Genomic DNA, 13,536 nt, shown 5'->3' with positions numbered 1-13,536 from the left:
CGCATCCCTGGACAAGTGCACAACGATGCATTTCACCGTCCGACCGGCTGATTCCTCCGATCCAATCGTTCGGAAGCAGCTCCCGGAGGAATCACGACCATGACCCGGTCGATCATGACCTCCGACCGGTAAGCAACACGCGGGATACCGCCACCGACAGAACCACGGCAAGTCCCAGCGGCATGAAGGCCCCGACCGGGAGACGGCATACTTCCATCACCATGGCCATGGCCATCAGGGGGGCCTGCTGGGAGGCTGCCAGGAGGGCTGCGGCGCCCAGCACCGCACACTGCCAGAGGGGCAGACCCGGGAACCACCAGACGATTACCAGGCCCATGGCAGCACCAAGGCTGGAGCCCAGGGCAATGGAGGGGGTCAGTGTTCCCCCCGAGGCACCGGCCCCGATGGTGGCAGCCGTCAGGACGGCCTTGGCCAGGGCCATGACCAGGAGGGTGGCCACCGGGGCCAGGAGCGATGCCGGGGAGCCCGCCGAAACAATCTTCTGGCTCATGCCGGTCTGGGCGAGGGCCCGACCGTTCCCCATGACTTCGGGCATCCAGATGGCCGCCAGGCCAGTCAAGAGGGCCACTCCGGTCAGTTGCCAAAGGATGGCAGGCCCTGTGGTCCGGTGGTTTTGGGCCCAGGCGGTCAACCGGCGAAAGCCTGCGCCGGCCAGACCCATGACCGGTCCGGCCAGGAGGACGAAGGCCATGAACCAGGGGGAGAAGGAATCGTGACCCACCAGATAGTAGGGGTCGAAACCCTTGACGGATCCCCCCACCAGGGTGGCCAGGCATGACATGGCCAGGGTGACCATGACGGCCGTCATGTCGATTCGGGTCAGGAGCACCTCGATGCCGAAGAAGGTGCCGGTCAGGGGGGCTGTATAGATTCCGGCGAAGCCGGCACCGGCGGCCGCTGCCACCAGGAGGGACCTGTCGTCCCTGTGCAGACCAAGGCGGGGGGCCACCCTCCACCAGAGGCCACCCAGCATGGCACCGGCCTCACGGGGGGCCACCTCCCGGCCGATGGAACCACCGGCGGCCACCAGGAAGATCTGGGTCAGCACATGCAGGACCGTCTGCCAACAAGGCATATCGGCCCCCTTGACCGCCTGGTCCACCGAGGGCACCTTGCGGGTGTGGTTGCGCAGGAACCACCAGACCAGGGCGGCAACCAGGCCGCCAATAAGCACGGAGACGATACGTCTCGGAGCCGGCACCCGGAAGGGTGTGGAGACTCCCGGAGACTCGACGAATCCCAGGACGGTTCCTTGGGCCCACTCGAAGAAAAGGGCCAGGAGACCGGAAGACAGACCCACCAGGGATCCCAGGACCAGGACCGACAGGGCCAGCATCCAGGGTCTGGGCAGGGAACGACCGGCCGGGGAGGGAGTGGAATCCCCCTCCCGGTCAATGCCGGACTTTTCCGATCCCTGGGTCATGATCTCCAATCTAGCCCTAGGTCCACCTTTGCCAAACCCGCTGTCCAGACTGGTCATGCGGGCCGATCCAGTCAGCGGGGGGAACGGGGCCAGGGCCTATTCGAAGCCCCTCCCCCGCTATGATTCCGGGACTTCCGTGGCCAGGGGAAGGGAACCTTCCTCCCACCCGCACGGGAGCCCCGGCTTTGTGAACCTCCTAGGCCAGGTCGGGAGGGACAGGGGCCGACGAGGGTTCCATGTGGTCCTCCATGCCCAGGGCCTTGTAGAGAAAATCCCGCTGGAGGATCAGCAGGTTCCTGGCCACGGTCTCATCGTTGGTCATGTGGGTGATCCCCGCCAGGGGGAGGACCGTATGCTCCCGCCCGGCAGCCATCAGGGCCCCGGAGAGACGCAGGGTGTTGGCCACACTCACGTTGTCGTCCGCGAACCCGTGAATCAGCATCAGGGGCCGGCGCAGGAGCGGGGCCTCATCGATGATGCTGTTGCGCCGGTAGACCTCGGGATCCATGCCCAGATAGCGCTCGGTGTAGTGGGTGTCGTAAAGGGTCCAGTCGGTGGGCGGGGCGCCTGCACAGGCCGCATGAACCTGATCGGGGGCCCGGAGGACGGACAGGGCCGACAGGAAGCCGCCATAGGACCATCCGATCATGGCCACGTGGTCCAGGTCGGCCTCGGGGGCGAAGTCAGGCAGCGCCTGGAGGGCTTCCAGCTGGTCATCCAGGGTCACCTGGGCCATGTCCTCAAAGATGGCCCTGTCCCAGGCGGGACCGCGGCCCGGAGTGCCACGCCCATCGGCGGTCAGGACCAGGAAGCCCTGGTCCGCCCACCACTGGGACTCCCAGTAATAGGCCTGGTTGAAGAGGACCTGCTGGGCACCCGGCCCCCCGTATGGTTTCAAGAGGACGGGAAGGTGCTCGGCCCCGGCATAGGGGCTGGCGGACGAGGGGTGAACAATGGCACCGAAGAGGCCGTGGGCACCCATACGGACGAAGTCGACATCGGGGATGAATCCTGGCTGGCTGCTCTGGTCCGCCAGGACTGCGCTCCAGGCCCCGAGACTGTTCAGGTGGCCGGGATCGACCTGGTCGCGGCCGACCGCCGCCGTCTGGGTGCTGGACCGGGAGGTGCCGGCCGACATTCCGCCAGCCATGGCCTCCGAGGTCGAGGCGGGACCATCGGCGACCTTCCGCCGGTCATCGGTAATCAGGCCCAGCCCGTCAACCCCCAACCGGTCAAGGCAGTCATCCTCTCCAAGATAGCAGTGCTTGATCTGCCCATGGGCCGAGGCCATGGTACGGCACCCGACCACAATCCCCCGTCCTGCCCGGGAGGCCGTCCAAAGACCCGGCAACCGGTTGAGTACGTGAACGCTGCCGTCGTAACCCAGCCGCATCAGGTCGAAACTGCGCGGGTCGGTCGAAACGATTGCCAGAATGTCATTGGAGCCGATCGAGATGACCTCTCTGATCTGGCATCCCGCCGGGGAGAAGGCCTTGCCGTCCACCTGCAGCCGTGTGGTGTCGCACCGGGTGTCGATCAGGGCGTCCACCAGGCCCCCGTCGGGGCGGTAGGCCGGCAGCCCTTCCACGATGTCGATCCACCGGTCATTCATGTGGGATCCCAGCTCACGGGTGGGTACCCGAGGTGCCCTGGCCGAATCGAGCAGGGGGGCTTCGCCATCCTCGCCCGCCGGATGGTTCTCGCTCCCGTCGTCAGAAGAACCCACAAGGGCCGATACCTCGACGCTCAAGATCCTGTCTTCGCTCTGCCGGCGGTTCTGCACCAGAAGAAGGGGCTGATGCCCGTCCTGCCAGCGGACCACAGCCAGGTACTCAAAGGCCTGGTGGTCCCAATCCACCTCACCCACCCGGAAGGGTCGGCCCTCCCTGTCAAGGCTGACCATGGCCAGCCCCACCCGGGCATTCCTGGTCAGTGCCTGCGGATAGCGCCTGGGCTTGGGGGCCACCTGTGGATTGGCCGGATCACTGATGTACCAGACCGGCTCATCCGAGGCATCGGCATGCTCCACCAGGAGGGCATCGGAGTCGGGGGACCACCAGAATCCCTGGTACCGATCCATCTCCTCACCGGCTACGAATTCGGCCAGTCCCAGACTCGTCTCCTGCCCGGCATCGGCACCCAGGGCGAGCAGGGGGAACTCACGGTCAAGACCGGCCTCCCGGCCGATCAGGACCATGAACATGGAGGAACCGGTGGAATAGGCCACCCTGAACCCGTCTGGCGAAATGGTCGGGTTGAGGATGGCCTGGCCTGCATAGTGGCGGCTCCCGTCGGCCTCCATCCGCCCCAGGGTCCGGGTCGAGGCGCTTAGGCCGTCCCGGGCTATCTGGACCAGCCAGAGCTGGCCGCCGAGCGTGAAGACCACCCGGCTGCCGGACCGGTCCACGCTGTAGGAGACGATTCCCTCCCCGCCTTCACGCGAGCGTTCACGCCGTGCCCGTTCGGCGGCGGGGACGTCCTCCTCGTCGGCATCGGCCAGGAGGTCCCTGGGGTCCGCCAGGAGAACCTCATGGTGGTGATCATCCGCATCGAAGGAGGAAAGCCAGAGGGAGGTCACCAGATCCTCCGGCCCATCAGAGCGCAGGAAGAGGGCACGGGAACCGTCCCCAATGGCCCTGGCGGACCGTGGGGCACCCAGGGTGAACCTGAGGGTGCGGGCCTTCATACGCGGAAAGTCCTCGATTGCCGAAACGGGACCGGACTCCCGTTTATTCGGGTTCTCCTCTTCGACCATGCTCTTCTCCTGCCAAGCGCTCCGGCATGGACCTTCCATCAGACCATGCACCTGCACCGATGATAGGCTTCCGCTCTCCCAAAGGTGAATCCCCGTATCAAGGCACCTCGGCCGGTTCGACCCCGCATAGCCGCCCGAGCAACCCCCCAGAGGCGGATGACACCCATCTCCTTCCATAAGGCCTGCAGGGTCGAACTTCATTGAAGAAATTGCAAGTATCCTCAGGCTCATCCCCCACCCTGCCCCCGGTCACGTACTATGAAAGGGTTATATTAGAAAGGGATGACTATGAGCGTTCTCGACCGTTTCGAGAAGAGCGTGGAAGGTGCCGTCAACGGTGTCTTCTCGAAGTTCGGCTCCAAGGATCTGCAGCCTGTCGACCTGTCGAGCGCCCTTGAGCGCGAGATAGACTCGCAGGCCATGCCCGTCGGTCGCGACCGCACGGTGGCACCCAACGAGTACCGGTTCAGACTCTCCACCCCGGACTTCGACAGGATCGAGCAGTGGGGATCCGAAGCCCTGGCCAACGAGTTGGCCGATAATCTCACCAAGTATGCCGAAAGCCAGCATTACGCTTTTGTCGGCCCTGTCGTGGTCATCTTCGAAGAGGACCTTAACCTCAACAAGGGCGACTTCCACTTGAGCGCGGAGTCCGTCCAGGGCAACGCGGCTCCAGTCACCACCCCCAGCGAATCCAAGGACTGCCCCGTCCTTGAAATCAACGGTCGGCAGTACCTGTTGACCGCTCCCAAGACCACGATCGGCCGTGGGTCCTCCTGCGACATCGTCATCGACGATGCAGGAATCTCCCGCCGCCACCTCCAGATCGAAATCACCGACAAGGGCGTGGTCGCCCGCGATCTGGGATCCACCAACGGAACCTATGTGGAAGGACACCAGGTTCCCGCCGCCACCCTGCTTGACGGCAACACCATCACCATTGGCCGCACCCGCATCCTGTACTGGGCTTCTTCACAGGAACAGGATTCGTAAATAGCCAGACCTTGACGTAAGGTCGAAATCATTATGCTGACCGAACTGACATTCGCCATCCTCAAATATGGATTCCTGGCTCTGCTGTGGGTCTTTGTCTGGCTGGCAATCCAGTCCCTGCGCAAGGACATCGAGACCTTCTCGCCCCATACCTCACATACCCGCCGCCGCAGCGAACGCGCAGCCCGCCGCCGGGTACCTTCGACGGCCAGTTCCACCTCCCCCGTCCTCGTCAACCAGCCCTCATCGGGGCAGCAGGTAGGCCCCACCCTCCTGGTGGTCATCGACGGACCCCTGGCCGGGTCCTCCACCCCGCTTTCGGATCAGCCCATCACCCTGGGTCGTTCCTCCTCCAACACCCTTGTCCTGGATGACGAATTCGTCTCCGGACACCACGCCAGGGTCTATGAGGACCCGGCCACCGGCCAGTGGGCCATCGAAGACCTGGGCTCCACCAATGGCACCATCGTTTCGGGGCAGCGCATCACCGCGCCGACCATCCTGCCGGCCGAGGTGCCCGTCCGAATCGGTGCCACGACTTTTGAGTTGAGGTAGGCGCCCATGACCCAGACCGACCAATCACAACGCTTGTTCCTCTATTCCACGGCCGTTTCCGATGTGGGTTACGTGCGCAGCAACAACCAGGACTCCGCCTTCGCAGGCGAGCGCCTGGTGGCCATGTGCGACGGGATGGGTGGCCATGCCGGCGGCGACACGGCCTCGACCATCGCCATCAGGTCCCTGGCCCACATCGAGTGTGACGACCATCATCAGGACCCGCAATCCCTGGCCCTGATGATGGAGACCTCGGTCATCGCCGCCCATGATGCCATCGTGGGAAAGGCCAAGCGGGAGCACCGTCTCTCGGGCATGGGGACCACGGTCACCGCCCTGGCCCTGGCCGACGGCTCCTGGGTTCTGGCCCACATCGGCGACTCCCGGGCCTACCTCCTGCGCGAGGGCAAGCTGGTACGGATGACCCAGGACCACAGCTACGTCCAACATCTGATCAACACGGGCCGCATATCTCCGGCCGAGGCCAGGAGCCACCCCCAGCGCAACGTGGTCATGAGGGTCCTGGGCGATTTCGACATCGACCCCCGGCCCGACATCTCCATCAGCAAGGCCCGTCCGGCAGACCGGTGGTTGCTATGCTCCGATGGTCTCTGCGGGGTCCTGGAGGACTCGACCATCACCGAGGTCCTGGAATCGGTCTCCGACCAGGCCGAGTGCGCCCAGCAACTGGTCACCATGGCCCTGAAGGCCGGCAGCACCGACAACGTCACCGTTATCATCGCCGATGCCACCCTGGCCCTGGACGCCGATGCCTTCGACCTTCCCCACCAGACCCCCCTTGTCGGTGGGGCCGCCAGCTCAAACCTGGAGGCCCTGGCCGACATCCTCGACGAGCCGGTCGCGGCCACGCCCAGGCTCCGCGATGAATCCAACGAGTCACCCGCCAAGCGGGCCGCCGCACTGACCCAGGGCGGTGACCTGGACAAGGAAGAGGAGACCCAAGGGGTCATGGTTCAGCCTTCGTCCGCCCGTGAGGAGAGCGGCGAGCGCCACGTGCCCGATACGGGAGAGATTCCGGTCATCCTCAAGGAGGACGGCTCGCAGACGGACGATCCCTACGACCCCGATGTGGCCGATGCCATCCACAAGGAACACCTGGAACAACGCAGGCGCGACCGCTCGCACCGTCGTCGGCTCCGTCTCATTCTGGCCTCCATCGTGGCCCTGGTCCTGGTGGCCCTGGTCGGCGGAACGGCCGCCGCCTATTATTGGAGCCAGCAGCAGTACTATCTGGGTCAGGAGAACGATAGGGTCACCATTTACCAAGGGGTGCCCACCAAGGCCTTCGCCGTCCCCCTCTCCCACCCGGTCAAGTCGACCGACATCAAGATGAGCAGCCTGCCCCAGTCCTGGCGTGACCAGCTCGACGAGGGCATCACGGTCTCCAGCTTGACCGATGCCGAGGAGCATGCCGCCCTGATTAGGCGCGAGGCCAAAAACCTGAAGACGGAACAGGGAAGCGGAAGCAGCAAGACCAAGCCGGTCGCCTCCCCCTCGGCCTCGTCCTCGTCATCACCAGGCAAGTCAGAGGGCGGTCAGCACTCCTCATGATCTCCACACGCCTGCGACGCCTGCTGCTCTTGCTCTTTTCACTTTTGGTAGGGTTCATCGGGTTCTTCCAGATGTTCGCCCGGACCGGGGGGGGCATACCCGGCTCCTTCACCTCCATGCTCCTGGTGACGGCGGTCCTCTTCATCGCGCTCTGGGCCCTCCTGGAGGTCTTCCAGCCCTACGGGAGCCAGGTCATCCTGCCCAGCCTGGTCATCCTGAGTTCCCTGGGCATCACCCTGATCACCCGAATCGACCTGCACAACGCCAAGATTGGCAGTCCGACCAAGGTGGGCATGACCCAGCTGGTCTGGCTCTGCCTGGCCCTGGTCCTCTGCGGCATCCTGGTAGTGACCCTGAGGGACTACCGGGTGCTGCGCCGTTTCTCCTACGTCAGCATGGTCGTTGGCCTGGTCCTTCTCCTCTCCCCCATGCTCCCCGTCGTCGGTCGTGAGATCGGCGGGGCGCGCATCTGGGTGGGGGTGGGGTCCCACACCATCCAGCCCGGCGAGTTCGCCAAACTCTTCCTGGCCTTCTTCTTCGCCGCCTATCTCTTCGACCACCGCGACCAGCTGGCCGTCGGCGGCAGGAAGGTCCTGGGCATGAGGATGCCCAGGATCAAGGACCTCGGCCCCATCATCATTGTCTGGATGATCTCCCTGGGGGTCCTGGTCGTCCAGCACGACCTGGGCACCTCCCTCATGTACTTCGCCATGTTCGTCTCCATGCTCTACGTGGCCACGGGCCGGACCAGCTGGATCGTCATCGGCGCGGTCTTCTTCGTCGCCGGAGCCGTCATGGCCTCCATGGTCTTTGCCCACGTCGGGGCCAGGGTCGATGCCTGGCTCCACCCCTTCAGCGATGCCGAGTACAGCAAGGCCTTCGGGGGCTCCGGCCAGTTGGTCAGAGGCATCTTCGGCCTGGCCGCCGGCGGACTGACCGGCACCGGCCTGGGTCAGGGCCGCCCCTGGATTACCCCTCTGGCCAATTCCGACTTCATCTACTCCTCTGTTGGCGAGGAGCTGGGTCTCTCCGGTCTCATGGTCGTCCTGGCCCTCTATCTGGTCATCGTGGCCTCGGGCATGATCACGGCCATGAGGATCAAGGACGGGTTCGGCAAGCTCCTGGCCTCGGGGTTGGTCTTCACCATGGCCTTCCAGGTCTTCACGGTCGTGGGCGGCATCACCCTGGTCATCCCCTTGACAGGTCTGACCATGCCCTACATGGCTGCAGGCGGTTCCAGCCTGGTGGCCAACTGCATCCTGGCCATCCTCCTGATCATCATCTCCAACGCGGCCAACAAGCCCGCTCCCGAGGTCTCCTCCGATACCTTCAAGTACGAGGCCCTGGCGGTCCTGCGCCAGCACGAGACCGAGGAAGGGATCGACAGGGAGGGCCACGGGTCCCCAGCAGGCCATGGCAGCCAATCCGGCAAGGCGGAAGGCCGTCACGCCCAGGGTGGGGCCGAGACCGAGAGCCGGGCAGACACCGTCGGTTCCCCGGTCCGACAGGTGAAGGGAGGGGCAGCATGAACAAGGCCTTGCGACAGCTCTTCAATGCGGTCATCGCCCTCTTCGTCATCCTGGGCATCTCCAGCACCATCATCATGGTGGTCCGGGCCAATTCCCTGAACGCCGATCCACGCAACATGCGGGCCCTCTACCACGAGTATGCCGCCCCCCGAGGGGCCATCCTGGCCTCGGACGGGACCGTCATAGCCCAGTCCGATCCCACCGATGATTCCTTCCAGTATCAGCGCAAATACAAGAACGGGGATATCTACTCTCCGGTGACCGGGTACTACTCGATCACCAGCCCGGCCGACCGGGGCATCGAGGCCTCCAGGGACCGCCTCCTGAGCGGGCAGTCCGACATCCTCTGGATGGACCGGGTCAAGTCACTCTTCACAGGCACCCAGAACAAGGGGGCCTCCATCGAGACCTCCATCAACCCCCGTATGCAGGAGACCGCCTACCGGATGCTTGGTAACCTGTCCGGATCGGTCGTGGCCATCGAGCCGTCCACCGGGCGGATCCTGGCCATGGTCAGCACCCCCAGCTACGACCCCGGCACCCTGACGGGCCATGACAGCGCCGGCGCCTCCAAGGCTTACCAGGACCTGGCCTCCCGCCCCGACAACCCCATGCTGAACAGGGCCACCTCCCAGCTCTACCCGCCAGGGTCCACCTTCAAGGTGGTCGTGGCCGCGGCTGCCTTGGAATCAGGCCAATACAAGCCTGACAGCGAGCTCCCGGCGGGGGCCTCGTACACCCTGCCCGGCACCTCCTACAACCTGACCAACGCCACGGCCACCGGCAATGGAACCAACGGCAAGATCAGCATGCAGGACGCCCTGGCCTACTCCTCCAACACCGCCTTCTCCCAGCTGGGCGTCTCCCTGGGCGGCAAGGCCATTTCAAACCAGGCCAAGAAGTTCGGTTACGGGTCCACGATCACCCTGGACGGGACCAACTCCACCGGTTCCCCCATGCGGGCCGTAGCCTCCAAGTTCCCCGGCGACCAGACCTCCGACAGGATAGCCCTGGCCTCCATTGGTCAGGGTGATACCCTGGCCACCCCCCTTCAGGACGCCATGACGGCCGCAGCCGTGGCCAACGAGGGCAAACTCATGCAGCCCACCCTGGTTGACCGGGTCCGTTCCAGCGACCTGAGCGTCATCAGCGAAACCACACCATCCGTCTACTCGCAGACCTTCTCGACGGACACCGCCAAGGCCCTGACCCAGATGATGGAGGGGGTGACCACCAAGAGCTACCCGGAACTGCAGATCCCCGGCATGCAGGTGGCCGCCAAGTCCGGCACCGCCCAGATCGGCGACGGCAACACCTCCAATGACGGGTGGATGATAGGATTCGCCCCGGCCGACAAGCCCAAGGTGGCGGTCGCCGTGGTGGTCCACGGCATCTCCTCCTATGGGATGGAAATCGCCGGCCCTATCATGAAGAGCGTGATGCAGGAGGCTGCCAAGTGAAACTGATACAGGGACAGCTCATCCATCGACGGTACCGTCTCGACCGGCGCCTGGCCCAGGGGGGCATGGGCGAGGTCTGGAAGGGCTATGACATCGAACTGGGACGTGTCGTGGCCATCAAGGCCCTGCGCGGCGACCTGACCAACGAGGAGTCCAAGCTCCTGCGGCTGCGGGCCGAGGCCCACAATTCGGCCAACCTGGCTCACCCCAACATCGCCGCTCTCTTCGAGTACTACGAACATGGCGGCATCGGCTTCCTGATCATGGAGTACGTGCCCAGCGACTCCCTGGCCGACATCTATCGGTCCCGGGGACCCCTGGACCCGATCGAGCTCCTGCCCATCCTGATCCAGACGGCCCGGGGTCTTTACGTGGCCCACTCACACGGGGTGATCCACCGCGATGTGAAGCCGGCCAATATCATGGTCTCCGACACAGGCGAGGTCAAGATCACCGACTTCGGTGTCTCCTACTCCACCAACCAGGGACAGATCACCCAGGACGGGATGGTGGTGGGCACGGCCCAGTACATCTCGCCGGAACAGGCCCAGGGTCTCCAGGCCACCCCCCAATCCGACATCTACTCCCTTGGCGTGGTCGCCTACGAGGGCCTGTGCGGTCACCGACCCTTCACCGGGGCCACCCCGGTCGACATCGCCGCCGCACACGTGAACGACCCGGTGCCGCCCCTGCCCGATACGGTAGACACCCAATTGATGAACTTCGTCATGTCCATGCTGGCCAAGGATCCGCGCGACCGCCCGGTGAACGCCCTGGTGGTCTCCCGTACCATGGCCAAGATCGAGCAGCGTCTGCTCGATCAACAGGTTGGACAGACGGAAACGATAGACCCCAATGCACCCCGTCCAAGGCGCATCATCAGCCAGCCCCACGTGGCGAAAAACCTATTCAGCCTTCCCTGGGCGCAAGATGGAAACAGCATTGCAGACGGTCCTGAAGCGATGAATCGAAGGGATACCCTATGAGCATCACCCTGCCTCCTTCCTTGGCGAACGGACGCTACCAGCTCGGGCAGTTGATCGGGCGCGGCGGCATGGCCGAGGTCCATACGGCCCTGGACACCCGCCTGGGCAGGACCGTTGCCGTCAAGATCATGCGGTCCGATCTCACCAACGACGAGATATTCCTTTCCCGTTTCAGACGCGAGGCCCACGCGGTAGCCCAGCTCAACAATCCCAACATCGTCTCCATCTACGACTCGGGCGAGGAGATGCTGACCGATGACCAGGGCAACCACGAGCGGGTGCCCTATCTGGTCATGGAGTATGTCAAGGGACAGACCCTGAGGGCCATTCTCAAGGAGAACGGCGCCCTGAGCCAGCGTGATGCCGAGCAGGTCATGCTGGGAGTCCTGACCGCCCTGGAGTACTCCCACCACATGGGGATCATTCACCGCGACATCAAACCCGGCAACATCATGATCTCCGAACAGGGCATCGTCAAGGTCATGGACTTCGGCATCGCCCGGGCCCTGGACGACTCGGCCGCCACCATGACCCAGTCCCAGGGTGTGGTGGGCACGGCCCAGTACCTGAGCCCCGAGCAGGCCAGGGGGGAGAGCGTCGACATGCGCTCCGACCTCTACTCGGCCGGCTGCGTCCTCTATGAGATGCTGACCGGACGTCCCCCCTTCAATGGGGATTCGGCCGTGGCCATCGCCTACCAGCACGTCTCCGAGGTGGCCACCCCGCCAAGCACCATCGTGCCCGGACTGCCCCGGATGTGGGATTCCATCTGCGCCAAGGCCATGGCCAAGGACCGCCAGAACCGCTATGCCACGGCGACGGCTTTCAAGAACGACATCATGGCCTACATGAACGGTGGCACCCCGGTGGCCGCCGCCTTCAACCCCCTGACCGACCTCTCGAACATGAAGGCAAGGAAGGACGCCGAGCAGGAGGCCGCCACCGCCGCCCTCCCCCCGGCCGACGAGGCCACGGCAGCCACACAGGCCTTCAACCCCATCGAGGCCCCCGCCCGCAGTGAGGCCCCGATCGCCACCGCCCAGAAGACCTCCAGGGCGGCGCAGAACAAGGCCAAGCGCAGGAAGAGGATCATCATCGGCTCCATCCTGGGGGCCATCCTGGCCCTGGCCATCGGTCTGGGAGCCTGGGCCGTCCTCGGCAGGGACCATACGCAGACCGCCACGGTACCGACCATCAACAACCAGATGTCGAAGATCCTGGCCAGGGAGAAAATCACGGCCGCCGGCTTCAAGTACCAGGAGAAGGAGGACACCGATTCCTCCGAACCCAAGGGCACCTTCACCAAGCAGAGCCCCAAGGGCGGCAGCCAGGCCCCCAAGGGGTCCACGGTAACCGTCTGGTTCTCCGCAGGCCCCAAGGATTCCGCCATACCCGACGTCAAGGGACAGAGCCAGAGCCAGGCCCGGACGACCCTGGAAAAGGCGGGTTTCAAGGTATCTCCGGCGGCCTCCGTCGAAGACAGCCCCGACGTGCCGAAGGACCATGTGACCCGGACCGACCCGGCCAGCGGGCAGAGTATTCCCCAGGGGAGCAGCATCCTGCTCTACATCTCCTCGGGCATGACCAAGGTGCCAGACGTGGCCGGCAAGTCCAAGGATGAGGCCACCAACATCCTGCAGAGCCAGCATTTCAACATCACCATCCAGGAGGAAGCCTCCAATACGGTGCCCAAGAACACGGTCATCAGCTCCAACCCGACCTCTGGCTCCTCGATTCAGCAGGGCGCCATGATCACCCTGACCGTATCCAGCGGGATGAACATGCCATCCCTGATCGGCAAGACCCTGGCCCAGGCCAAGCAGGAGCTGGGTGACGGCGTCAAGATCAACGTCACCGGCCCGGGCGATGACAACGCCAAGGTGACCGCTCAGAATCCGGCGGCTGGAACCGCCATCGACAAGGCCAAGGACACCGTGAATCTGACCACTACCGGCGGCCCCATCCCCCCGTTCAATGGCGATACCCTCGGCAGTTACAAGCGCAGGCTCTCGGCCCTGGGCATCACCAACGTCTCCGTGTCCGGACCGAACTCGGACACCGCCAAGGTGACCGGCGTCAGCCCGGCACCGGGAACATCGGTCGATGGCACCCAGGCCGTGACCGTCACAACCAGCAACTGACCTGGGTCAGCTCCCAAAACCGCAGTACATGAACAGGCAGCCGCCCCACAACCTGCGTTGTGGGGCGGCTGCCTGTTACCCACCATCAGAAGAAAGGAAAG

General features: G+C 64.6%; 9 protein-coding genes. 7 read left to right on the top strand and 2 right to left on the bottom strand.

Annotation, left to right across the window (positions count from 1 at the left end; genetic code table 11):
- Window positions 1–112: 112 nt before the first annotated feature.
- Together Q0K62_RS06280 and Q0K62_RS06275 are read right to left on the bottom strand one after the other, a co-directional pair.
- Window positions 113–1,444: a chloride channel protein gene (locus Q0K62_RS06280; RefSeq protein WP_297317124.1), complete on the bottom strand. Its 1,332-nt coding sequence runs from the start codon at window positions 1,442–1,444 to the stop codon at window positions 113–115.
- 196 nt (window positions 1,445–1,640) lie between these two features.
- Window positions 1,641–4,199 (bottom strand): prolyl oligopeptidase family serine peptidase, encoded by a 2,559-nt coding sequence (locus tag Q0K62_RS06275; RefSeq protein WP_297317123.1) that lies wholly within the window; start codon window positions 4,197–4,199, stop codon window positions 1,641–1,643.
- Window positions 4,200–4,487: 288 nt separating this feature from the next.
- Here Q0K62_RS06275 and Q0K62_RS06270 point away from each other — a divergent pair, with 288 nt between their 5' ends.
- From Q0K62_RS06270 to pknB, 7 genes are read left to right on the top strand one after another with little or no spacing between them, the layout of a single operon-like run.
- Window positions 4,488–5,192: a DUF3662 and FHA domain-containing protein gene (locus tag Q0K62_RS06270; protein WP_297317122.1), complete on the top strand. Its 705-nt coding sequence runs from the start codon at window positions 4,488–4,490 to the stop codon at window positions 5,190–5,192.
- 33 nt (window positions 5,193–5,225) lie between these two features.
- Window positions 5,226–5,747 carry an FHA domain-containing protein gene (locus tag Q0K62_RS06265; protein ID WP_297317121.1) on the top strand — a complete coding sequence of 174 codons (522 nt, stop codon included), beginning with the start codon at window positions 5,226–5,228 and terminating at the stop codon, window positions 5,745–5,747.
- A 6-nt stretch (window positions 5,748–5,753) separates the two neighbouring features.
- A complete protein-coding gene (locus Q0K62_RS06260; protein WP_297317120.1) occupies window positions 5,754–7,319 on the top strand; it encodes a protein phosphatase 2C domain-containing protein in 1,566 nt (521 codons plus the stop codon).
- Window positions 7,316–8,848, top strand: a complete 1,533-nt coding sequence (locus Q0K62_RS06255) for an FtsW/RodA/SpoVE family cell cycle protein (protein ID WP_297317119.1) — start codon at window positions 7,316–7,318, stop codon at window positions 8,846–8,848. Before Q0K62_RS06260 ends, Q0K62_RS06255 begins: the two co-directional genes overlap by 4 nt.
- Window positions 8,845–10,308, top strand: coding sequence for a penicillin-binding protein 2 (locus tag Q0K62_RS06250; protein ID WP_297317118.1), 1,464 nt, complete (start codon window positions 8,845–8,847; stop codon window positions 10,306–10,308). Before Q0K62_RS06255 ends, Q0K62_RS06250 begins: the two co-directional genes overlap by 4 nt.
- A complete protein-coding gene (locus Q0K62_RS06245) occupies window positions 10,305–11,294 on the top strand; it encodes a serine/threonine-protein kinase (protein ID WP_297317117.1) in 990 nt (329 codons plus the stop codon). The genes Q0K62_RS06250 and Q0K62_RS06245 overlap by 4 nt, the downstream gene beginning before the upstream one ends.
- Window positions 11,291–13,435, top strand: a complete 2,145-nt coding sequence (gene pknB, locus Q0K62_RS06240) for a Stk1 family PASTA domain-containing Ser/Thr kinase (RefSeq protein WP_297317116.1) — start codon at window positions 11,291–11,293, stop codon at window positions 13,433–13,435. The genes Q0K62_RS06245 and pknB overlap by 4 nt, the downstream gene beginning before the upstream one ends.
- Window positions 13,436–13,536: the final 101 nt, after the last annotated feature.

It is taken from the genome of uncultured Bifidobacterium sp. (assembly GCF_945269915.1).
Taxonomy (GTDB): Bacteria; Actinomycetota; Actinomycetes; order Actinomycetales; family Bifidobacteriaceae; genus Bombiscardovia; species Bombiscardovia indica.
This window is presented reverse-complemented; position numbering and strand designations above follow the sequence as displayed.

What these genes read in the sequence shown, in the direction of transcription:
- Q0K62_RS06275 (WP_297317123.1), bottom strand. Translation starts at nt 4,199, where the DNA reads ATGGTCGAAGAGGAGAACCCGAATAAACGGGAGTCCGGTCCCGTTTCG.
- Q0K62_RS06280 (WP_297317124.1), bottom strand. Translation starts at nt 1,444, where the DNA reads ATGACCCAGGGATCGGAAAAGTCCGGCATTGACCGGGAGGGGGATTCC.
- Q0K62_RS06260 (WP_297317120.1), top strand. Translation starts at nt 5,754, where the DNA reads ATGACCCAGACCGACCAATCACAACGCTTGTTCCTCTATTCCACGGCC.
- Q0K62_RS06250 (WP_297317118.1), top strand. Translation starts at nt 8,845, where the DNA reads ATGAACAAGGCCTTGCGACAGCTCTTCAATGCGGTCATCGCCCTCTTC.
- Q0K62_RS06265 (WP_297317121.1), top strand. Translation starts at nt 5,226, where the DNA reads ATGCTGACCGAACTGACATTCGCCATCCTCAAATATGGATTCCTGGCT.
- Q0K62_RS06270 (WP_297317122.1), top strand. Translation starts at nt 4,488, where the DNA reads ATGAGCGTTCTCGACCGTTTCGAGAAGAGCGTGGAAGGTGCCGTCAAC.
- Q0K62_RS06255 (WP_297317119.1), top strand. Translation starts at nt 7,316, where the DNA reads ATGATCTCCACACGCCTGCGACGCCTGCTGCTCTTGCTCTTTTCACTT.
- pknB (WP_297317116.1), top strand. Translation starts at nt 11,291, where the DNA reads ATGAGCATCACCCTGCCTCCTTCCTTGGCGAACGGACGCTACCAGCTC.